General features: G+C 39.8%; 20 protein-coding genes, 2 tRNA genes and 3 rRNA genes. 22 read left to right on the plus strand and 3 right to left on the minus strand.

Annotation, left to right across the window (positions count from 1 at the left end; all coding sequences use genetic code 11):
• Complete coding sequence (locus OQH61_RS08460; RefSeq protein ID WP_266026994.1) at positions 1-1,263, plus strand: M16 family metallopeptidase; 1,263 nt, start codon at positions 1-3, stop codon at positions 1,261-1,263.
• On the opposite strand, the gene OQH61_RS08465 is transcribed toward OQH61_RS08460, so the two are convergent.
• Together OQH61_RS08465 and OQH61_RS08470 are read right to left on the minus strand one after the other, a co-directional pair.
• Entirely contained in the window at positions 1,220-2,221 is a 1,002-nt protein-coding gene (locus OQH61_RS08465; protein WP_266026995.1) for a Gfo/Idh/MocA family protein, read from the minus strand. The genes OQH61_RS08460 and OQH61_RS08465 overlap by 44 nt on opposite strands.
• A 78-nt stretch (positions 2,222-2,299) precedes the next feature.
• On the minus strand, positions 2,300-2,677 hold the full coding sequence (locus OQH61_RS08470) for a hypothetical protein (RefSeq protein ID WP_266026996.1): 378 nt from the start codon (positions 2,675-2,677) through the stop codon (positions 2,300-2,302).
• A gap of 177 nt (positions 2,678-2,854) precedes the next feature.
• Here OQH61_RS08470 and OQH61_RS08475 point away from each other — a divergent pair, with 177 nt between their 5' ends.
• The 5 genes from OQH61_RS08475 to OQH61_RS08495 all read left to right on the plus strand — a co-directional run bounded on the left by OQH61_RS08475 (position 2,855) and on the right by OQH61_RS08495 (position 7,440).
• Positions 2,855-3,571 carry an indole-3-glycerol phosphate synthase gene (locus OQH61_RS08475; RefSeq protein WP_266026997.1) on the plus strand — a complete coding sequence of 239 codons (717 nt, stop codon included), beginning with the start codon at positions 2,855-2,857 and terminating at the stop codon, positions 3,569-3,571.
• A 79-nt stretch (positions 3,572-3,650) separates the two neighbouring features.
• Positions 3,651-3,902 carry a YfhL family 4Fe-4S dicluster ferredoxin gene (locus OQH61_RS08480; protein ID WP_266026998.1) on the plus strand — a complete coding sequence of 84 codons (252 nt, stop codon included), beginning with the start codon at positions 3,651-3,653 and terminating at the stop codon, positions 3,900-3,902.
• Positions 3,902-5,374 carry a Ppx/GppA phosphatase family protein gene (locus OQH61_RS08485; RefSeq protein WP_266026999.1) on the plus strand — a complete coding sequence of 491 codons (1,473 nt, stop codon included), beginning with the start codon at positions 3,902-3,904 and terminating at the stop codon, positions 5,372-5,374. The genes OQH61_RS08480 and OQH61_RS08485 overlap by 1 nt, the downstream gene beginning before the upstream one ends.
• 28 nt (positions 5,375-5,402) lie before the next feature.
• A complete protein-coding gene (gene waaC / locus OQH61_RS08490) occupies positions 5,403-6,461 on the plus strand; it encodes a lipopolysaccharide heptosyltransferase I (RefSeq protein WP_266027000.1) in 1,059 nt (352 codons plus the stop codon).
• Positions 6,462-6,495: 34 nt separating this feature from the next.
• Positions 6,496-7,440 carry a lipid A biosynthesis lauroyl acyltransferase gene (locus tag OQH61_RS08495; protein ID WP_266027001.1) on the plus strand — a complete coding sequence of 315 codons (945 nt, stop codon included), beginning with the start codon at positions 6,496-6,498 and terminating at the stop codon, positions 7,438-7,440.
• Positions 7,441-7,716: 276 nt separating this feature from the next.
• Here the strand turns inward: OQH61_RS08495 and OQH61_RS08500 are convergent, their stop codons facing one another.
• Entirely contained in the window at positions 7,717-7,893 is a 177-nt protein-coding gene (locus OQH61_RS08500) for a hypothetical protein (protein ID WP_266027002.1), read from the minus strand.
• Between the two features lie 82 nt (positions 7,894-7,975).
• Between OQH61_RS08500 and OQH61_RS08505 the strand changes: the two genes are divergently transcribed.
• From OQH61_RS08505 to OQH61_RS08580, 16 genes are all read left to right on the plus strand, one after another.
• Positions 7,976-9,471: ribosomal RNA gene (locus OQH61_RS08505) — 16S ribosomal RNA — on the plus strand.
• A 128-nt stretch (positions 9,472-9,599) separates the two neighbouring features.
• Positions 9,600-9,676 (plus strand) — tRNA-Ile (locus tag OQH61_RS08510).
• 183 nt (positions 9,677-9,859) lie between these two features.
• Positions 9,860-9,935: transfer RNA gene (locus OQH61_RS08515), tRNA-Ala, on the plus strand.
• A 170-nt stretch (positions 9,936-10,105) separates the two neighbouring features.
• Positions 10,106-12,988: ribosomal RNA gene (locus tag OQH61_RS08520) — 23S ribosomal RNA — on the plus strand.
• A 191-nt stretch (positions 12,989-13,179) separates the two neighbouring features.
• Positions 13,180-13,295: ribosomal RNA gene (gene rrf / locus OQH61_RS08525) — 5S ribosomal RNA — on the plus strand.
• Together the 16S, 23S and 5S rRNA genes with 2 tRNA genes alongside form the textbook arrangement of a ribosomal RNA operon.
• 337 nt (positions 13,296-13,632) lie before the next feature.
• The gene (locus OQH61_RS08530; RefSeq protein ID WP_266027003.1) at positions 13,633-14,736 is read left to right on the plus strand and encodes a glycosyltransferase family 4 protein; all 1,104 of its coding nucleotides are present in this window, start codon (positions 13,633-13,635) and stop codon (positions 14,734-14,736) included.
• On the plus strand, positions 14,726-15,016 hold the full coding sequence (locus tag OQH61_RS08535) for a glycosyltransferase (protein ID WP_266027004.1): 291 nt from the start codon (positions 14,726-14,728) through the stop codon (positions 15,014-15,016). Before OQH61_RS08530 ends, OQH61_RS08535 begins: the two co-directional genes overlap by 11 nt.
• Positions 14,968-15,789, plus strand: coding sequence for a hypothetical protein (locus OQH61_RS08540; protein WP_266027005.1), 822 nt, complete (start codon positions 14,968-14,970; stop codon positions 15,787-15,789). Before OQH61_RS08535 ends, OQH61_RS08540 begins: the two co-directional genes overlap by 49 nt.
• A 57-nt stretch (positions 15,790-15,846) precedes the next feature.
• On the plus strand, positions 15,847-16,545 hold the full coding sequence (locus OQH61_RS08545; protein WP_266027006.1) for an LPP20 family lipoprotein: 699 nt from the start codon (positions 15,847-15,849) through the stop codon (positions 16,543-16,545).
• 24 nt (positions 16,546-16,569) lie between these two features.
• A complete protein-coding gene (locus OQH61_RS08550) occupies positions 16,570-17,139 on the plus strand; it encodes a hypothetical protein (protein WP_266027007.1) in 570 nt (189 codons plus the stop codon).
• 70 nt (positions 17,140-17,209) lie between these two features.
• A complete protein-coding gene (argF, locus tag OQH61_RS08555; RefSeq protein WP_266027008.1) occupies positions 17,210-18,199 on the plus strand; it encodes an ornithine carbamoyltransferase in 990 nt (329 codons plus the stop codon).
• A gap of 2 nt (positions 18,200-18,201) precedes the next feature.
• A complete protein-coding gene (locus OQH61_RS08560; protein ID WP_266027009.1) occupies positions 18,202-18,627 on the plus strand; it encodes a DUF2603 domain-containing protein in 426 nt (141 codons plus the stop codon).
• Between the two features lie 14 nt (positions 18,628-18,641).
• Positions 18,642-20,030 (plus strand): oxygen-independent coproporphyrinogen III oxidase, encoded by a 1,389-nt coding sequence (gene hemN / locus OQH61_RS08565; protein ID WP_266027010.1) that lies wholly within the window; start codon positions 18,642-18,644, stop codon positions 20,028-20,030.
• 9 nt (positions 20,031-20,039) lie between these two features.
• On the plus strand, positions 20,040-21,347 hold the full coding sequence (locus OQH61_RS08570; protein WP_266027011.1) for a (Fe-S)-binding protein: 1,308 nt from the start codon (positions 20,040-20,042) through the stop codon (positions 21,345-21,347).
• 142 nt (positions 21,348-21,489) lie between these two features.
• The gene (locus tag OQH61_RS08575; RefSeq protein ID WP_266027012.1) at positions 21,490-22,350 is read left to right on the plus strand and encodes an HDOD domain-containing protein; all 861 of its coding nucleotides are present in this window, start codon (positions 21,490-21,492) and stop codon (positions 22,348-22,350) included.
• 98 nt (positions 22,351-22,448) lie between these two features.
• Positions 22,449-22,640 (plus strand): hypothetical protein, encoded by a 192-nt coding sequence (locus OQH61_RS08580; RefSeq protein ID WP_266027013.1) that lies wholly within the window; start codon positions 22,449-22,451, stop codon positions 22,638-22,640.
• Positions 22,641-22,813: the final 173 nt, after the last annotated feature.

Genomic DNA, 22,813 nt, shown 5'->3' on the forward strand with positions numbered 1-22,813 from the left:
ATGAATGCGCAAGAGGCAAGGGTGAGTGCAGTGGAAATAAATGGCGTAAGTGTGCCGCTGATATTTGAGCAAAGCAAGAATCTGCCTGTGGGTGATGTGCAGTTAGTATTTATCGGTGGCAGAGCTGATGCACAAAAAGCCGGACTTGGTGCTTTAAGTGCTAAAATGCTCAATGAAGGCACAAAAACGCTTGGAAGTGTGGATTTTGCGCGAAAACTAGAACAAAAAGCCATAGGTTTATATGCAAGCGTAGGATTGCAAACTTTAAGCTTTGAACTCTCTTATCTCAAAGAGTTTGAAGATGAGAGTTTTTCACTTTTGCAAGAGCTTCTTTATGACCCAAATCTTACGCTTACCGCATTTGAGAAAGTGAAATCTCTGATTCTTAGCAGACTTGTCAGCCAAGAAGATGATTTTGATAATGTAGCACAGAGGAATCTCAATACAATGCTTTTTAAAGACACACCTATGGCAGTGCCATTACTTGGAGATAAGCAGAGTATAGAATCTATCACGCTTGAAGATGTGGAGGTGTTTTTAAAACGCAATCTTGTGTTAAAGCGGCTTATTATCATTGCAGGGGGTGATATGCAAGAGGAGCAATTAAAGACAAAGCTCGCCTCCGCTCTTGGTGTATTGCCTGTGGGGGAGAGTAAGGAAAAGCTACACTTTAAAGCCTCGCACAATGCAGATTCTATAAATGTGCAAAAACCTACACAACAAGCTTTTATATATTTTGGCTCACCTTTTGATGTTAAAGATTCTCATCAAAATTATATGGCGCGTGTGATGAGCTTCATACTTGGTGGTTCGGGCTTTGGTTCGCGTATGATGGAAGAAGTGCGCGTGAAAAGAGGACTTGCGTATTCCGCATATATGAAAATAAGTGTTGGTGGGGCAGTGGATTATGCAAGTGGATATTTACAAACAAAGCTTGAAAATAAAGATAAGGCAATAGAGGTGGTGAAAGAGGTGGTGAATGACTTTATTGCACAAGGGGCAAGTGAGCAAGAGCTTGCTGCTGCCAAGGCATTTTTGCTTGGTAGTGAGCCACTTCGCGAAGAGAGCCTCTCTCAACGACTTGGTGCAAAATTTGTCAATTATTTTAGAGATTTGCCCCTAGATAATCATAAAAAAGAGCTAGAATTGATTAAAACGCTTACACTTGAGGAACTCAATGCCTATATCAAATCGCATAAAGAAATTTTACAGATGAGTTTTAGTGTGGTGGAGCAATCCGCGCTTCCTGAATCATCTCAATAGCCTTAATAACACGCAGTATATGCTCTTTATCACATTTTGATTTTTCTATACAATCTTGATTGAGGATATATTCACTAAAATGGGCAATAGAATTATCAAGTGCCATAGTTTTAGGGAGTTTTGGTATAATCTCTTTGCTTAATTTGTATTCTACCATTTTTTGATAGAGGCTTGTTTTGTCAAATTCATCTTTTATCACCACGCCTGTGTTAAAAAGTGTGATTTTATTGTGTTTTGTTTCATCATAAATTGCTGTTTTTTTGCTCCCACCAATTATCATCTCACGCACTTTAATAGGGCTAAGCCACGAGAGATTAAGCGTGATGATAATACCATTTTCAAGCTTCATATTGATATTTGCCAAAGCATCATTAGGATAGCAGAGATATGTCGTTGCAAAGGTGGAAACCTCTTTGATATGAAGTCCCACGAGATAATCAATAATGCTCAAATCGTGAATTGCTAAATCCCAAATCACATCAACATTGCTTTGAAATAGTCCGAGATTAATGCGCCGAGCATTGATATAAACAATCTCCCCAAAACTTGCAATATGTTCTTTAAGATAGTTTATCGCAGGAGAATGCAAAAAAATATGGTCGCAATAGAGTCTCACATTTTTAGAATCTGCCACATCATAAAGGATTTGAGCTTGAGCGGAGTTAGTTGTGAGAGGTTTTTCTACAAAGGTATGCTTAGCAGATTCTAAAGCGCGTTTAGCGAGGCTGAAGTGTGTATGAGGAGGTGTGATAATAAAAACTGCTTGGATTTGTGTATCTGATAGAATTGCCTCATAGCTAGGATATGGGCTAAAGTCATAGGATTTGTGCGCTTCATTGAGCGCATTATGCTCCTCATCATAGATAGTGATAAGCTCAAAATTAGAGCATTGCACGATTGCTTTTGCGACATTGCGTCCCCAATATCCATAGCCGATAATGGCACATTTTATAGGCATTGAATCCCTTTATCAATTTAAAGCATACAAAAGTGTATTGTAGTAAAATGTTTATAATATTTAAGAATCTTCAGCTTTTTAATCAATTCTTGTTTTGTATCGCTTTGTTTTAAAGCTGATAAAACCACAATGTTTGCAAAGGAAGTAGTCTTTTTCCTCTCCGATTTGAAATACCTCTGTGTGCAATATCCCACTAGAATCTTTTTTTTGCCACGAAACGGTGTATTTAGAGCGCGTATCTGTTTCTACTAATTTTTGCCCAAAGCTTTTACCACAATTTTGACACAGAGTTTTTTGTTTGGTATAAAGATACATTATCAATGTTACTATCAGAGGCACAGGAGCGAGAATATAAATAATAGAATCATCTTGCATCAAAATCCCAACAAAGCCCATAGTACAGATGAGAATCACAGCTAATATTAACAAAATACGTTCTTTAGTTTCCTTGCGCATAAAGCCCTCCAACTTTTTATATCCAAAATAATGCCTCAAGTCCAACTATAAAATTTTAAGATTATTATTATCCCCCCCCCCGCTAAATATTTACTTAATGCTTATTTCATAAGAAATCAAACTTTATAAATGTATAATTATGAAACACACACTTTAAACTCTCTTTAAGGAGCTTATATGCCTTTATCCTCCGCTTTTTCGGCGACTGCTATTGAATGTGCTTTGCAAAGTTTAAAGGCGCGTAAAGCACTCATAGATTTTGATACCTTGGGGCGGACATTGGCATATAGTCCTTTTATGCCTCGTATAGAGCGTTCATTCTTTGTGCGCGAAAGCGGGAAACCTCCAAAAATCGCCCAAAGAGTATATATAGAATCTACAAGTTTTTCTATTGACGCGCTTGAGCCCATTCAGAGAGCTTATACACTTGAGGAGCAAATGGAGATACTCGGGCATTTTCAAGCCTATATGCTTGATTTGTGTGAAGTTATGGGAGATTCTCATACTTTATCCTCGCCTTTGGAATCTATTGCTCTTTTGCGCCGCCACAGCAGGCTTCCGATTATTCATAGCGATATTTTTTTAGATGAATATCAGATTTTAGAATCTGCTCTTTTTGGGGCAGATACACTTCTTATCCCTGCCCAACCTTTATCGGCTAAGAGTTTGAGTAAATTGCTTGTCTTTGCAAGGCGGCTTAGCTTTGAGCCATTTATTGGGGTGCGCAATAAAGATGAGCTCAAAATGGCAATTTTTAGTGGAGCAAGTATGCTTTTTATCCCACAAGATGCTTTTGTAGAGCTTTTAAGCCTTGTGCCAAATACGCAGGTAATTGCCACAGATTATCCTGATGAATATGGAGTGGATATGTGGATTCAATCAGAAAATGTTTAAGTTAAATAATTTTTTAAGGAATCTTTAGATAAAAAGTTTGCTTTTTTAATTTCATAAATTTATCTTTCGGGGGTTTTGTATGGCTTTGATGATTAATAATGAATGTATTGCGTGTGATGCGTGTGCAGAAGAGTGTCCTAATGGTGCGATTGAAGAGGGCGACCCTATTTATAGCATTGATCCTGATATATGCACAGAATGTGTAGGGAGCTATGATGAACCAAGTTGTTTGAGTGTGTGTCCTGTTGATGCGATTATGCCGGACCCTGATAACATAGAGAATATGGAAGAGCTCAAATATAAGTTTGAAATGCTCCAAAAGGGAGAGTGATGGCAAAAATTACAACCGTCATTGATATTGGTTCAAACTCTGCGAGAATGGCGATTTATCGCCGCACTTCGCGCTTTGCTTTTCATTTGATTTATGAAACCAAAAGCAAAGTGAGAATTTCAGAGGGCTGTTATGAATCTGGCGGTGTTTTGGGGCAAATCCCTATGGATAGGGCAATTTATGCGCTCAAAGAGTTTGTGCAAATTGCTAAAGCGCATAAATCTCGCAAGATTTTTTGTGTAGCAACTTCTGCTTTGCGTGATGCGCCGAATGCAAAGGTGTTACTTGATAGGGCAAAAAAGGAATGTGGCGTCTCTATTAAAGTCATTGATGGCAAAAAGGAGGCACTTTATGGTGGCATAGCGTGTGCCAATCTCTCTCACTATAAAGATGGAATCACAATGGATATAGGAGGAGGAAGCACAGAGTGCGCCTTGATACAAGATGGCAAAATTATTGACTTGATTTCGCTTGATATTGGCACAATTCGCCTTAAAGAATTATTTTTTGATAAAAAAAATAATATTGAGGGAGCAAGAGCATTTATACAAGCGCAGCTTGCAAATGTGCCCTCACATTTTAGACATCATCGTGTTTTTGGTGTGGGCGGAACGATACGCGCACTTTCTAAAATGATAATGAAATACAAAAGGTATCCTATCCAAGAAGTGCACGGCTATGAAGTGAATGTGGAGCAAAATATCAAATTTTTTGAGAAAATTTCCCAAGCTTCTGAAGATAAGTTAGATTCTATGGGTGTGCCACAAGATAGGATTGATAATATTCGCAGTGGTTCGTTGATACTCCAAATGTTTTTGACATTTTTTGGCGCTAAGGAGATTGTTACAAGCGGTGTAGGAGTGAGAGAGGGCGTGTTTTTAAGTGATTTGTTACGAGGACATAAAAATAGCTTCCCCAAAGGGATTAATCCCTCTATTAACTGCATTGAAGATAGATTTATGCTTGATAAAAAATATGCCGAAATGACGCGCAGAGAATCTTTAAAAATTTTTGATGCACTTTTTCCCTTGCATAAGCTTGATGAGCAGTGTAAGAAATTGCTTCATATTGCCTCGTATCTTTCAAGCATTGGGCGGATTCTTAATTTTTATAATGCAGAATATCACGGCTCATATTTTTTGCTTAATGCCCTAGAGTATGGATTTTCACACACAGAGCGAATGAGTATTTGTTTGCTTGTAGAATATAGTGGCAAGAAGATTCCCCAAGATGAGAGCATTAGGCATATAAGCGATATGATGCCTAAGCTTTTGAGTTTGCAGTGGTTGAGTTTTATGCTCGCACTTGCTGAAAATCTCTGTCGTAGCGAGGGTAATATGCAAATCCGCTATGAATATGTGAAGCCCAAAACTTTACGAATCTACACCATAGCTGATTTGTATCTTGCCAAAGAAAATATCAATAAGCTCCATAAGCCAGAGCCATTGCAAATTGAATTTATTAAAGTATAGTTAAGGATTCTCAAGCGTGGGTGCGAAAATGAAAATAGCAATCGTGCGACTTTCTAGCCTTGGCGATGTGATTGTGGGCGCAAGTGTATTGCCTTTTGTAAAAAAACATTTAGAGGAAACCTATCCTCAAGGCGTGGAGATTGATTGGATTGTAGATAGCACTTTTGGTGAAGTGTTGCGCCATAGTCCTTGTATTCATCATCTCATTGAAATCAATCTTAAAAAAGGCGGTATAAATGCTTTGCCTACTATCATTAAGAATCTAAAGGCACTTCCTGCTTATGATATACTCATTGATATGCAAGGATTAATCAAATCAGCATTATGTGGAAGTGTGCTAAAGAGTAAGCAATATTGGGGATTTGCGTGGGATTCTATAAAAGAACCTTTAGCAAGTCTTATTTATACGCATAAAGTGCATATTCCTTATGAGCAGCATATCTTAGAGCGTAATTTAAAACTTGTTTGCACTGCACTAGGGGCTAAAGATATAGATGAAACAAATCGTATGTATTATCATAATCGCGCTCAAGCTTTTGGTGTGAGTGAGGTAGATAATGAGCGTGTGTTAGAAATTTTTAGAACATTGCAAACTGACAAAGATTCTAAGAATATTTTACTCGTGCTTGAATCCTCTTTGGAGGCTAAAACTTACCCCTTGCATTTATTTATTCAAGTGATTCAACAACTTTTGGAGACAAATCCACATTTTAATGTGTTTTTACTATGGCATAGCACAAACAAGGCACAAAAGATTAAAGAGCATTTTGCTTCACAAAAAAATGTAATAGTGCTTCCACATCTTCATATAGGAGAGATTAAAGCATTAATACAAAAAATAGATTTACTTATTGGAGGAGATACGGGCATAACACATTTGGCGTGGGCTATGCAAAAAGATTCTTTAACGCTTTATGGCAATACACCAGCAGCTCGTTTTGCACTTGAAGGAAAAAATAACCGATTTTTAAGTGGAAGTGAGAATCCCTCCTATGCAAAAAATGATTTTTCTATTGCAAATATTCAGCCAAGCACTATTTGTGCTTGTGTAGAGGAGATTTTTGCAGCGGCTTATTGCACAAAATAATGTGCATTCTCACTCGTTACATTAAGGATATACAATGAGTTTAAGAGCAAAGATTGTTCAAGGCGTGATAAAAGTAATAGCAAATTGTATGGGCTATTATTTGGCAAAAATGCCCCATTGGCTTTTTGTGGGGCATATTAAAGCATTGGCATTGATAATGAGAATCTGTGATAGGAGACGCTTTAGGGACGCTAGGGCGAATTTGGATTTTGTATATGGCGCACAGATGAGCGAGGAACAAAAGCGCGCAATCATTAAAACTTGCTATGAAAATTTTGCCTTTGTGCTTTTAGAGACGATACGCGTATCATTTATTCCTTTAGAGCAGCACACGCAGCGATTTCGTTTTATTGATGAACATTATCTTTTAGATACTTTGCACAACGATAAGGGTGCAGTGGCGATTTCAGCGCATTATGGGTATTGGGAAGCCATAGCAAATGTGTTAGTGCCGCGTTATCCTTGGTGCAATATGGCTTCTTTAGGGAGATTGACAGCTTTTGATTCTATCAATCAAATGATAATTGAGCGCCGCGAGCTCCAAAATGCAAAATTCATTGACAAAAAAGGCGCATTCAAGCATTTGTTGAAATTGTATAGCAAAGAGAATCCGCTTGCAGGGATTTTGGTGGATCAAAATATCTCTGAAGATGAGGGTATATGGGTGGAATTTTTTGGCAAGAGGGCGACACATACAACCATTGCTTCAGTGCTCTCTCGGCGCTTTGGTGTGGGTATCGTGCCTATAATGATTAGCATAGGAGAGGGGTATAAAAATTTTGAAGTCCGATACTATCCACCAATTTATTGCGCAAAAAGCGAGGATAGTTCGGCGGATATACTCCAAGCTACACAAGCTCAAGCCAATGTCATTGAAGCGGCAATCAGGGCTAAGCCGCAAGATTGGTTTTGGTTTCATAAACGTTGGAAATCAGCTTATAAAGAAATTTATAATTCTTCAGCCCATTTTAAGCTTTAATTTTGTAATATCTCACTCCCATTTGATTGAGCTTCTAGTCTCTGTCTTCGGTAGGTTTTTTCACTCTGTTTTAGTTTTAGTTTTTTTGTGAATCTAAAATCCATAGGGTAGTGCCTCAACAAAGCTGCGATAAGATTTTCTACAAAATGGTTGTTCTTTATCAATATAATCATAATTTAGCTTTTAAGGTATCAAGCTTAAAGTTATTTTGATTGATTTGTATTTGGTATGATCTTTGACATCTAAGCAAGAAAGTTAAGTGATGCTTTTATGTTCTTATATAAAAATATAAAACAGACTTAAGTTTCTTAGTTCATTTTTATACAACTCATTTATGACTTTGAGACACAGAGATTTTATGATAATCATAGAATCTGTGCAATCTAGTCTTTGTGATTTTGTGATAATAACACTAAGAGATAAGGACAAACTTCTTAATGGAGATTGTGGCATTGGTTTCCTTTGACACAGGCTTTCATTATTTCATTTTATGGAGAGTTTGGGTCATTTTTTATCTTGGCTCAAACTCCTTACTTTTATGGAGAGTTTGATCCTGGCTCAGAGTGAACGCTGGCGGCGTGCCTAATACATGCAAGTCGAACGATGAATCTTCTAGCTTGCTAGAAGTGGATTAGTGGCGCACGGGTGAGTAATGCATAGGTTATGTGCCCTTTAGTCTGGGATAGCCACTGGAAACGGTGATTAATACTGGATACTCCCTACGGGGGAAAGTTTTTCGCTAAAGGATCAGCCTATGTCCTATCAGCTTGTTGGTGAGGTAATGGCTCACCAAGGCTATGACGGGTATCCGGCCTGAGAGGGTGATCGGACACACTGGAACTGAGACACGGTCCAGACTCCTACGGGAGGCAGCAGTAGGGAATATTGCTCAATGGGGGAAACCCTGAAGCAGCAACGCCGCGTGGAGGATGAAGGTTTTAGGATTGTAAACTCCTTTTGTTAGAGAAGATTATGACGGTATCTAACGAATAAGCACCGGCTAACTCCGTGCCAGCAGCCGCGGTAATACGGAGGGTGCAAGCGTTACTCGGAATCACTGGGCGTAAAGAGTGCGTAGGCGGGGTAATAAGTCAGATGTGAAATCCTGTAGCTTAACTACAGAACTGCATTTGAAACTGTTACTCTGGAGTGTGGGAGAGGTAGGTGGAATTCTTGGTGTAGGGGTAAAATCCGTAGAGATCAAGAGGAATACTCATTGCGAAGGCGACCTGCTGGAACATTACTGACGCTGATGCACGAAAGCGTGGGGAGCAAACAGGATTAGATACCCTGGTAGTCCACGCCCTAAACGATGGATGCTAGTTGTTGCCTTGCTAGTCAGGGCAGTAATGCAGCTAACGCATTAAGCATCCCGCCTGGGGAGTACGGTCGCAAGATTAAAACTCAAAGGAATAGACGGGGACCCGCACAAGCGGTGGAGCATGTGGTTTAATTCGAAGATACGCGAAGAACCTTACCTAGGCTTGACATTGATAGAATCTACTAGAGATAGTGGAGTGCCCTTCGGGGAGCTTGAAAACAGGTGCTGCACGGCTGTCGTCAGCTCGTGTCGTGAGATGTTGGGTTAAGTCCCGCAACGAGCGCAACCCTCGTCCTTAGTTGCTAGCAGTTCGGCTGAGCACTCTAAGGAGACTGCCTTCGTAAGGAGGAGGAAGGTGAGGACGACGTCAAGTCATCATGGCCCTTACGCCTAGGGCTACACACGTGCTACAATGGGGCGCACAAAGAGGAGCAATATCGCGAGGTGGAGCAAATCTCAAAAACGTCTCTCAGTTCGGATTGTAGTCTGCAACTCGACTACATAAAGCTGGAATCGCTAGTAATCGCAAATCAGCAATGTTGCGGTGAATACGTTCCCGGGTCTTGTACTCACCGCCCGTCACACCATGGGAGTTGTATTCGCCTTAAGTCGGGATACTAAATTGGTTACCGCCCACGGCGGATGCAGCGACTGGGGTGAAGTCGTAACAAGGTAACCGTAGGTGAACCTGCGGTTGGATCACCTCCTTTCTAGAGATGCGTTTAAGATATTTATTTATCTTAAACCACAGCTTATATGAATAGAAAAGATAAACTTAATGGACTTGCTTAGTTTTCAGAGATCTCCAAATAGTATCGCTTGAAATAGCAGGCTTTAGGGGCTTATAGCTCAGGTGGTTAGAGCGCACCCCTGATAAGGGTGAGGTCGGAGGTTCAAGTCCTCCTAAGCCCACCAAACGAAATTCTTTTTTATTCTTTTGAAAGAGTTTTCAAAGTTTTTTCGGTTATTACCTTTAGGTAACTCCTTTCAAAAACTTTTTAACAGCTTCCAAAATAATTAAAAAATAATTGCGTTTAAAATTATCAAGTTATTGAATTAATTATAGAAAATAGATTCTATAATTCAATATCATCTTAAGGGGAATTAGCTCAGCTGGGAGAGCGCCTGCTTTGCACGCAGGAGGTCAGCGGTTCGATCCCGCTATTCTCCACCACTGAATAAAAGTTTAATGCAAGGCTTATAGTCTTATATCTTTGCATTAGACTTTTAGTCTAAATGTTATTTGAAAATTTATTGTTAATAGCCTAAATAGTAATTAACTACAATTACGCGATATATTGTTTTATTGAATATAATACATTCAATAAGGCAGTATCCTTAGAAGTAAAAGCTTTTAAGGGCAGATGGTGGATGCCTTGGGTGATAGAGGCGATGAAGGACGTACTAGACTGCGATAAGCTATGGAGAGCTGTCAAGAAGCTTTGACCCATAGATTTCCGAATGGGGCAACCCAATACCTAGAGATAGGTATTACCTTTTAATGGAGCGAACCTAGCGAAGTGAAACATCTCAGTAGCTAGAGGAAAAGAAATCAAACGAGATTCTCCTAGTAGCGGCGAGCGAACGGGGAAGAGGGCAAACCAGTAGCTTGCTACTGGGGTTGAGGACTGCAATATCCACTTGAATAATTGAGCAGAAGTATTTGGAAAAATACATCACAGAGGGTGATAATCCCGTATGCGAAGGTTATTCATAGGTAGCAGTATCCAGAGTAGGTCAGGGCACGTGAAACCCGGACTGAAGCAGGGGAGACCACTCTCCAACCCTAAATACTACTATCACACCGATAGCGAACAAGTACCGTGAGGGAAAGGTGAAAAGAACCGCAGTGAGCGGAGTGAAATAGAACCTGAAACCATCTGCCTACAATCATTCAGAGCCCTATGATTTATCAGGGTGATGGACTGCCTTTTGCATAATGATCCTGCGAGTTGTGGTATCTGGCAAGGTTAAGCAAACGCGAAGCCGTAGCGAAAGCGAGTCTGAAAGGGCGTTTAGTCAGATGCTGCAGACCCGAAGCCAAGTGATCTATCCATGGCCAAGTTGAAGCGAGTGTAATAGCTCGTGGAGGACTGAACTCGTACCCATTGAAACGGGTTGGGATGAGCTGTGGATAGGGGTGAAAGGCCAAACAAACTTGGTGATAGCTGGTTCTCTTCGAAATATATTTAGGTATAGCCTCAAGTGATAGTAATAGGGGGTAGAGCTCTGATTGGGCTAGGGCTGCTCACCGCGGTACCAACCCCTGTCAAACTACGAATACCTATTGCCGTATCTTGGGAGTCAGGCGGTGGGTGATAAAATCAATCGTCAAAAGGGGAACAACCCAGACTACCAACTAAGGTCCCAAAGTTCTATTCTAAGTGGAAAATGATGTGAAGTTACTTAGACAACCAGGAGGTTGGCTTAGAAGCAGCCATCCTTTAAAGAAAGCGTAACAGCTCACTGGTCTAGTGATTTTGCGCAGAAAATATAACGGGGCTAAGATAGACACCGAAGTTGTAGATTGTGCTGATGCACAGTGGTAGAAGAGCGTTCGTATCAGCGTTGAAGGCATACCGGCAAGGAGTGCTGGAGCGATGCGAAGTGAGCATGCAGGAATGAGTAGCGATAAAAGTGGTGAGAATCCACTTCGCCGAAAGTCTAAGGTTTCCTACGCGATGCTCGTCATCGTAGGGTTAGTCGGGTCCTAAGACAAGTCCGAAAGGGGTAGTCGATGGAAAATGGGTTAATATTCCCATACCAACATAAGTGCGCGATGGGGGGACGCATAGGGCTAAATGGCGTTAGCTGATGGAAATGCTAATTTAAGAGCGTAGATTGGAGGAATGGAAAATCCGCCTCTGTATTCGAAACTCCAATAGCTTCAAGCGAGCTTCGGCTTAATTGGAGTGCCATTGATGCCGTCGTGCCAAGAAAAGCCTCTAAGTTTAGCTTATGTTGCCCGTACCGCAAACCGACACAGGTAGATGAGATGAGTATTCTAAGGCGCGTGAAAGAACTCTGGTTAAGGAACTCTGCAAACTAGCACCGTAAGTTCGCAATAAGGTGTGCCACAGCAATGTGGTCTCAGCAAAGAGTCCCTCCCGACTGTTTACCAAAAACACAGCACTTTGCAAACTCGTAAGAGGAAGTATAAGGTGTGACGCCTGCCCGGTGCTCGAAGGTTAAGAGGATTAGTTAGCCGCAAGGCGAAGCTTTGAATTGAAGCCCGAGTAAACGGCGGCCGTAACTATAACGGTCCTAAGGTAGCGAAATTCCTTGTCGGTTAAATACCGACCTGCATGAATGGCGTAACGAGATGGGAGCTGTCTCAACCAGGGATTCAGTGAAATTGTAGTGGAGGTGAAAATTCCTCCTACCCGCGGCAAGACGGAAAGACCCCGTGGACCTTTACTACAGCTTGGCACTGCCGATGGGAGCATTATGCGCAGGATAGGTGGGAGGCTTTGAAGTCTTCACTCTGGTGGAGATGGAGCCATCGTTGAGATACCACCCTTAATGTTTCTGTCTGCTAACTAGCTTGAGTTATCCTCAAGTAGGACAATGCCTGGTGGGTAGTTTGACTGGGGCGGTCGCCTCCTAAAAAGTAACGGAGGCTTGCAAAGGTTGGCTCATTGCGGTTGGAAATCGCAAGAAGAGTGTAATGGCATAAGCCAGCCTGACTGTAAGACAAACAAGTCAAGCAGAGACGAAAGTCGGTCATAGTGATCCGGTGATTCTGTGTGGAAGGGTCATCGCTCAAAGGATAAAAGGTACCCCGGGGATAACAGGCTGATCTCCCCCAAGAGCTCACATCGACGGGGAGGTTTGGCACCTCGATGTCGGCTCATCGCATCCTGGGGCTGGAGCAGGTCCCAAGGGTATGGCTGTTCGCCATTTAAAGCGGTACGCGAGCTGGGTTCAGAACGTCGTGAGACAGTTCGGTCCCTATCTGCCGTGGGCGTAGGAAAGTTGAGGAGAGCTGTCCCTAGTACGAGAGGACCGGGATGGACACGCCACTGGTGTACCAGTTGTTCTGCCAAGAGCATCGCTGGGTAGCTACGCGTGGATGTGATAACCGCTGAAAGCATCTAAGCGGGAAGCCAACTCCAAGATAAACTTTCCCTGAAGGTCGCAGCAAGACTAGCTGCTTGATAGGGTAGATGTGTAAGCATAGTAATGTGTTTAGCTGACTACTACTAATAGACCGCTTGGCTTTTCTTTTAAGATACTGCCTTATTGAGTGTATAGCACTTTTGCTTTAAGCAAAGATTCAATAAGAATAAAGTGTGATTGTAGGATAGAATCTTTACAAGCATTTAAGATTCTATAAATTGCTATTAAAGGCTTTGGCAATAACAACATAATAGAAAAATGGAAATAAGGACAAATTGTCTTGTCTTTATTTCCCTTTTTCTTGTGTTTATAGAGAGGAGGCAACACCCAGCTCCATTCCGAACCTGGCAGTTAAGCTTCTCTTCGCCGATGATACTGCATCTTTCAGGTGTGGGAATGTAGGTCAATGCAGGGATAGGGAACACTTCTTTTACCTTACGAATTTATAATCCGCTTTTGCACGATAATCAATACTTGTGATAAGAATTAATTAATATTAAAAGACTCTTAATTTCATATATGCTAGAATCTACTCTTATCTTTGAACTTAATCTATACTTCTTAAATATATGCTATAAAGGAGCAACTTTGCGCTTAATAAATCTTATAAAAACTTATAATCAAGAAATTACATTGAGCTTATTTTGTGCTGGTATCATATTCTATGGAATAGGTGGCTCTATTGGTAAAACCTTTTTCTTATTTTTCGCCCTATATTTAGCTCTTGTTCATAGGTATATATAGGTATATATATGAAGAAAATCCTACTCACAATCGGTGATATAAGCATTACAGGTGGGGCTGAACGAGTTGTTGTGAATCTTGCTAATGCTTTAAGTGAAAAAGGACACAATGTTGAGATTCTAAGTTTTTATCAGACAAATGAGACTTTGCCTTATCACATAGATGAAAATATAAAACTTCACTTTTGGCATAATATTTCAGAATCTACCTTGCGAGAGCAAATGTGCCGCAATAAGCTCTCCAAAATTTATTATAAAAATGCCTATAAATTTATGCTTAGCTTGCGGGTATATCGCACTTACGCACACTTTGATAGCATTATTGCAAATGATAGCACTTATATACCTTTTATCAAACACAAATGGGCGCGATATATAAGGCTTATTCATTTAAATTTTGGCGTATATAATAGACGAAATAATTTTTTTCACACCCTCATTATCCTCTCTGCCAAAGAACTTTCTCTATGGCAGAGCTATCGCAATAATGTCAAAGTCATTCCTAATTTTTTACCTGCTCTCCCTACCAAAAGCACAGATACTACACAAAAGAGAATCTTATCAGTTGGGCGAATGGATAGGGGCGACCAAAAGGGCTTCTTGCGCCTCATTGATATTTGGGCTTTAGCGCAAAAGAGACTGCAATCATCTATGCCCCCCCCCCCATTACATTCTTGGCAGCTTATCATTGTGGGTGAAGGCGAGATGAAAACACAAATAGAATCTAAAATTAAAGAAAAGAATCTACAAGATTCTATACTTTTAAAACCCTTCACTCAAAATATAGAATCTGAATACCTCAATGCAAGTATTTATGCAATGAGCAGTCATTATGAGGGATTTCCTATGGTGCTTTTGGAATCTTGTTCCTTTGGATTATGCCCTATTGCCTTTGATATTAAAACAGGTCCAAGTGAGATTATAGAAGATTCTAAAACCGGCTTTCTTGTGCAAGATAATGATTTACAAGGTTTTGCAGATAAACTCATAGAATTAATGAGTGATGAATCTAAGCGCAAAACTCTAGGTGAGGCAGCAAAGATAAGAGTAACACAAAGATTGAGTAAGCAAGCCATTATGCCCTTGTGGGAGGAGGTATTAGGTGGGAAGTGAAATAATGTTTTATATCATCGTGCCTATTTTTAATGTAGAGCATTACTTAAGAAAATGCCTAGATTCACTCCTTGCGCAGAGCTATACGCAATGGAGAGCAATTTTAATCAATGATGGTAGCACGGATTCAAGCAATGCTATCATTAATGAATATGCAAAAAGTGATAATCGCTTTACTCTTTTATCTCAAGACAATCAAGGGCAAGCAGTAGCGCGCAATAGGGGATTAGAATGTGTAAGAGAACTTATCTCTACTCTACCCCCCCCCCACTTGGCTTAAAAGATTCTCATCTAGCGCATTATATTGTCTTTTTAGATTCTGATGATTATTTAGAATCTGATGCTTTGGCGCATAGTTATGATATATTGAGGCAAGAGAGCGTTGATGTGCTAGTGTATAGTGTTATTGCCGCTAGAAAGTCTGATACTTATGCGCGTGTAAAATTTGATTACACAATATTTCCCCTCAATCTTGCAGGTTTATATACTCCAAAAGATTTGATTGTAGCACTTGGAGGGTATCGTATTATAACGACAATAGGAGGGTTTGTCTGCAAAGCCTCTGTGGCATTTGAAAACAATCTTTCTTTTATCCCGCACATTATCTATGAGGACATCGCTTTTTGCACGCAAGCAGTATTACGATGTAAAACTCTGTATATAAGCCACAAGCAGATATATAATTATGTATTTTCTCCCAATTCCACTATGCGTGGGCAATTACAAAGAGATAAATGGATAAAAATTACATATAGCTACTTTATTACTTTGGACTTTTTTAAGCAAGCTTTGTTGGAGAGTAGTGATGATGTATTGAGGGAGTATTATCATCGTACTTGCCTAGATATAGCTAAAAGGTTAATGCGATCTTTGCAATTTGTAGGCTACACGCAAGAGCTAGGCTTTAATAAGCAAGATTTAGCACCATTTTTGCCCTACATAAAAGGAAAATATCGTATTTGTTATCATTTTCCTAGAATTTATGGATTTCCCAAAAGATGTCGCCTTGCATTCAAACAATGGTTAGAATCTTTGAGCTCAAATCACATATAAATAATAATGGAACACTACTTGCTTCTAGTCTGTAAAATTTAATTCAAAGGACTGAATATGAAAAGTAATTTGCTTAAAGGTTCAATCATTGCAAGTTTTGCTGTGTTTGCATTGAGTGGATGCGGAGATTTGTTTAATGTTGGCGATGGATCAGGTGGAGCGAATAATGGATTAATCCCGCCAAGTGCAAGCAATCAGCCTGCATATTCGCCTATCCAAGCACCTACTTATCCACCAATGCCCGGATATAATACTAATCCTAACCTACTTTCTAAAAATCCTAAAATCAACACTCTTGTAGTAGAAAAGGTTGAAGTGCCCGGTCTCAACAAAGGTAATCTTGAGCCAAAATTTGATAGAGATGACGAATACATCGGAAGAGGAGGGAGCAATAATATTCCCAACTCTCCAATGCTTACACCAGAGAATGAAATTACTTTGAGTGCGGTTGGGATAGGCGTCTCTCCTGAAAACTCTCTCTCTCCCTCACAAGCTTTTGCTATGGCAAAAAGAGCAGCGATTGTAGATGCGTATCGTCAAATTGGTGAAAAAATGTATGGTATTAGAGTGAATGCACAGGATACGGTGCGTGATATGATGCTCCAAAGTTCAACGATAAAAACAAAAGTGCAAGCTCTTATTCGGAACGCTGAAGTGCTTGAAACCGTGTATAAAGATGGCTTGTGTCAAGTCAATATGGAGTTAAAGCTTGATGGTAGAATCTGGCACAGGATTCTTTCTAACGCACGAGCCTAGTATATATAAATGCTAAGGCACATAATGAGCGTGATATTTGGCATTTTTAAGCGAATACTTTTAGGCACTTCTCTTGTGCTGCTCCCTCTTTTCCTCGCTTCTTGTGCGTGGTTTGAGGGTTTGCAAAATCCTGATATTAATCCCAATGAACCACCGGTTTTAGAACCCACAAAGTTTAAAATTCTTCTTATTGATACTCCACGTGTAAAGTTTTATGATTTTGCTTCATTGAAATATAATAAATCAAATAAGGATCTTACGATTGAGCTTTATAAGCTTGGTAAGCCTGTTGGGAAGATTGTTATCACAAAAAAAGAAGTATGTATGGGCAAAGAATGCACTTCTAAATGGATAGCAGCACGTGCATTATTTGGTGAAGTGAGTTACCCTAATTTATTTAGTGATATTGTAAGCGCACGAGATATTTTTGATGGCGATGGAAAGCGCGTGGGCAACAATGGTGCATTTGTGCAATGGTTTGTGCGCGGCGGACAAGAATTTTATTATGAACGAAGTAAAAACAAAGTGCTTTTTAAAAATATTACACTGAATATCACTATAGGCGTTGAAGATTATATCCCTCAAAATCCATAATGCATTAAAGCAATCTTTGCTATTTTTTGGGTATAATCGCGGTTTTACTCAAATCGCACAAGGTAAGCAGATGAAACATTTTCTCACTCTGAATGATTTTAACAGAGATGAACTTCTAGCAATGATTGATGTTGCCCTAGAACTTAAATATGAATCTTTGCATATTGGTAACAAACCCTATCTTAAGGGTAAAGTTTTGGCGATGATTTTTGAAAAAAGTTCTACGCGCACACGAGTAAGCTTTGAGAGTGGGATATTTCAATTAGGCGGACAGGGCATATTTCTCTCTCATAAGGACATACAGCTTGGGCGTGGCGAACCTATCAAAGATACTGCACGAGTGATTAGCTCAATGGTGGATATGATAATGATGAGGACAGGCGAGCATAGTAGATTAGAAGAGTTTGCAGAGTATTCATCTGTGCCTGTTATTAATGGTTTAAGCGATGATTTTCACCCTGTGCAGCTTATTGCGGATTATCTTACAATGGTGGAATGTGGTATTTATCTTCAGCATAGCAATCCTCTTTATCCTCAAGGAGGACAAGAGGGTAGAAAGCCTATTGTAGCTTACATTGGCGATGGCAATAATATGGCGCATTCGTGGATTAATCTTGCGGCAATTCTTGGTTTTGAATTGCATATTGCTTCACCTGCACAATATGCGCCAAAGGCAGATATTATCACAAAAGCACAGCATATATGCGCCCAAAGCGGAGGCGTGATTACACTTACAGATAATGCACAGGAGGCAGTAAGTGGTGCAAATGTCGTAGTTACTGATACTTGGGCATCAATGGGACAAGAAGAGCAAAAAGAAGAGCGCAAGTATGCTTTTGCCCACTTTTGTGTAGATGAATCTATGATGAGTTATGCGCAAAAAGATGCTATTTTTTTGCATTGTCTTCCTGCATATAGAGGACAAGAGGTGAGTGAAGCCGTGCTTGAGGGCGCACAAAGTAGAGTATTCCAAGAAGCCCAGAATCGTCTTCACGCGCAAAAAGGTATTATGCTTTATCTTGCGCGTATAAATCAGATTCCGCTTATGAGTGTGGAGTAAATATGAAAATATCAGAACAAGAAAAATGGCAATCAGGCGAGAATCTTGGTATTTTGCGCAAACTTGAGGATAACACAATGCTTCTAGCTATGGAAAGTGGAGGGTTTTCAAAGGAGGATTTGTGGTTTTTGCAAGATGAGCAGGGTGAAGAATATGTCGTATTTCCTCAAAAATTATTTGTTCAGCTCCTCTCACATATCAAAAATATCCAAGAAGAAAAGCTTGTGATGAGATTAGAAAAAGATATTGTCTCACAAATGCCTATTGACTTTGATGATGCAATGGCAGTGGCAAAAAATGCTTTAGAATCTTTGCGCTTAAATGATGGAAATTTGCCAGAGGTTAATACAACTACTCTTGCTAAAGACATTAAAAAGCGTTATCCTAATTTGTTTTTTGATATTGATTATTTGCGCAAATCCAAATAAGAGGAGTAAAGACATTGAGTAGTGCAAATGAAAAAATTGATTTTGGGGCATTTGTAAAGTATTCAAAATCGGGTCCTCGCTACACGAGTTATCCCACAGCAGTAGAATTTAAAGAATCTTGGAATGAGCAAGCCTACATTCAGGCACTCTCTCGGGCAGATTCTATGCCAAACTTGCCATTTTCAATTTATGTGCATTTGCCTTTTTGTCGCTCTGCGTGTTATTATTGTGGTTGCAATGTGGTTTATACAAGCAAAGAGGAAAAAAAGCAACGTTATATTGAGTATTTCAAAAAAGAAATTGCGCTTTTGGCACGATATATGGATACTACGCGCGAAGTTGTGCAATTTCATTTTGGTGGCGGCACACCTACTTTTTTTAATGCTAAGGAACTCCAAGAGATTATCAGTATTATTCGTGGCACTTTCACGCGTTTTTCACCCACTGCAGAAATAAGCTGCGAGATTGACCCGCGCTTTTTTGTCAGAGAGCAAATGGCAGTATTAAAAGAGAATGGATTTAATCGCTTAAGTTTTGGTGTGCAAGATTTTGAGGAAAAGGTGCAAGAGGCTGTGCATAGAAAACAAAGCGTGGAATTAGTAAGTGCCGCCATTACTCTTGCGCGTGAATTTGGCATTAATTCTGTTAATTTTGACCTTATTTATGGACTGCCTTTTCAAAATGAGCAAACTTTTGCCCGCACACTTGAAAAGGTTGTGCAATTAAGTCCTGATAGATTGGCTATTTTTAATTATGCTCATTTGCCGTGGATGAAAAAAACAATGCGCAAAATTGATGAAACTACACTCCCCTCTCCTGCGCAAAAATTAGAGATTCTCAAAAATACGATAAGTTTTTTGCAAAAGCAAGATTATGCGATGATTGGAATGGATCATTTTGCTAAAAAAAGCGATGAACTCTATCTTGCTAAGCAACACAACCAGCTTCGCCGCAATTTTCAAGGCTACACTACGCGTGGATTCTCGCAAACTATTGGTATTGGACTTACAAGCATAAGTGAGGGATTAGATTATTATTCGCAAAATTATAAAGATATGAATGCGTATGAGAGTGCGCTTGATAATGGGAGATTGCCTGTGGAGCGAGGCGTAAAGCTTACAGATGAGGATATTTTGCGTAAAGAAGTGATTATGGGGCTTATGAATAATCTTTGCCTTGATTTTTCAGATATAGAATCTAAATTTGGCATTGATTTTAAAGCACATTTTGCCCCCGAGCTAGAATCTTTGCGTGAATACGAGGAAATAGGCTTAGTGCAGCTTACACCTCAAGGTATTAGCACTTCTCCAACAGGTGGTATGCTTATCCGCAATATTGCTATGGCTTTTGATGCCTATCTTTGTGCGCATAGCGATACAAAACGTTTTAGCAAGACTATTTAGGAGGCAATAGTGCTTGATTTGCAAAATGTGGCGAATGCGTGTGTGAAATGTGGAAAATGTATCCCACATTGCACTATTTATATGGTAAATCGTGATGAAGTTACTTCGCCACGCGGTTTTTTAGATTTGCTTGGAGCTTATAAACGCGGCGATATAGAGCTAGATTCACAAAGCCGCGATATTTTTGAATCTTGCTTTTTATGCACGACTTGCGTTACGCATTGTCCCTCAAGTCTGCCCGTTGATGTGGCAATAGAATCTGTGCGCGTAGATATTGCCCAAAAATATGGGATTGCGTGGTATAAGAGAGCCTATTTTTTTCTGCTTCGTCATCGCAAGATAGCGGATTTTGTGTTTTCATTGATGCACTTTGTTATGCCCTGCGCTTTTAAGGAAGAGAATGGGCGGTGGATTAGTCGCTTTAAGCTTTTTAAGAATCACAAAGGGGCAATGGCAAAGCGCTCTGTATTCCCTCTATGGCGAAAGTCGTTTTTACAAACTTATCAAGGTGAGATTACCCCAAGTAATCAAAATCCCCCACCAAATGCCCTCAAACATAATAGAGTAGCGATTTTTATTGGCTGCTTGAGTAATTATAATTATGTAAATGTAGGCAAAAGTTTGCTTGAGATTCTAAGTCATCTTGGCATTAAGGCATTTGTGCCACATTTACAGGAGTGTTGTGGCGCACCTGCATTTTTTACAGGCGATATACACAGCGTGGTGTATTTGGCAAAAAAAAATATTGAATATTTTGAGAGTTTTTGGGAGAGTATTGATGCGATGATTATCCCGGAGGCAACTTGTGCGGCAATGATTAAAAAAGATTGGATTCACGCATTGAGTGCTGATAGGAGCAATAGTGAATATGTAAAGCGACTTCAAAAGCTTTTGCCAAAAATTGATATGGCAAGCTCGTGGCTTTATCATCACACGCCATTGCAACGCATACTGCCAGACACTTTTGCACAAGAGAGCATTACTTATCACGACCCTTGCCACGCGCGTAAAGTGCTTGGTATTTTTAAAGAGCCACGCGCACTTTTAGGAAAAAGTTTTGTCTTAAAAGAGATGAGTGATTCTGCAAGATGTTGTGGTTTTGGAGGGATTAGTATGCAAAGTTCGCATTATGCTCTCACACTTAAAGCAGGGGAGGCAAAGGCAGATATGATAGAATCTAGTGGAGCACACATTGTAAGCGCTGAATGTGGTGCTTGTCGTATGCAGCTTGATAATGCTTTGACACAAATAGATTCTAAAGTGCGCTTTGCCCACCCTTTAGAACTTATTGCTAAAGCCCTTAAGGGTGCAAGATAAATAATTTGAGTGATAAAATTTATATTTTGCTATATTTGGCAAATTTTAAATAAAATTCACATCATTTTATAAGGATTTTGATATAATTTCACAAAGAATGCGTGCTAACATATAGCCTTTATTTTTAAGGTAAGGACTTGGAATGAATGAACTCTTGCTTCAAACGATTGATAATCTGCCCCCTTTGCCTGAAACAGTAATGAAATTACAGCGGTATATAGATTCTGCTGGCGAAGATGTGCAGGTGCAAGGCGTGGTAGATATTATTTCCAAAGACCCGCTTTTGACAGGGGATTTGCTCCGTTTGGCAAACTCGCCTTATTATGGATTTTCGCGTGAAATCTCTACACTCAATCAAGTTGTATCACTGCTTGGGGTGAGTAGTGTCAAAAATGTTGCTATTGCAAATTCTTTACGCAGTGGTTTTAAGATTGATGTCTCGCCCTATGGATTAGATACACAAGATTTTTTGGGCAATAGTGCCAAAGAGGCAGATTTTATTTCAGAGTGGTTTCGCGAAACGGATAAAAAACTCTCTCAATTACTCGCACCTTGTGCTATGCTTTTGCGTTTGGGAATGATTTTATTTGCTAATACGCTTATTCAAAGCGGCAAGGACAAAGCATTTCTCTCTTCACTCAAAGAAAGCAATTTTGCCGATATTAGCTCTGTAGAGAGTGAATTTTGCGGGTTAGACCATCTCTCGTTTTTGGGATTCTTATTTGATTATTGGAAATTTGATGAAGTGCTTATACAAACCACTGCTTATATTACTATGCCCCACGCTGCCGCTGATGAGGTGAAGCAAAATGCTTATGCACTTGCTATTATTAATAAAGTGTTTGAGCCCTATCAGGGTGGAAGCCCTTATAATATGCACGAAGCAGTCGCGTTGATTAAAGAGGCAAAGGCAGAGGGCATTAGCTTTGATATGGATAGATTCGTTGAAATCTTGCCTGCCCAAGCGCGAATCAATCTTAATAAGCAAGTTGAGAATGAATAGATTGAAAGCCGCAGTTTTTTTGTGGTGTATTTTCTTTTTTTGGTTGTGAGAATAAAAGCGATATACAAGAGAGATATTTAGAATCCACCCAAAAATCTATGGAACAGCCCTCACTTGAGCCCACTGATGATAACAATATTCAAAATCCGCAATTGCTTACCTTGCTTGATAAATTTGGATTTTGGGGCTTTGATTTTCACATACAAAATCATACGCCATTAGGCGATTGTATTGATTATGTCTTTATGACCACACATAAGGATACGCACACGATACAAGAGCACTGGTGATGCAGAATTTATTATATATTTAAAGCTAAAAAACGAATATACAACACTTGATATGTATCTTGCATATAGTAAAGAGGGAGAAGATAGCGGCAAAGTAAGAATCTTTACTCCTACTAGTTTATATCCCACTGGTGGGTATTATTGGGGTAGCTATAAAGTAGCAGATTGATAGT

The organism is Helicobacter sp. MIT 21-1697 (genome assembly GCF_026241255.1).
GTDB lineage: Bacteria > Campylobacterota > Campylobacteria > Campylobacterales > Helicobacteraceae > Helicobacter_C.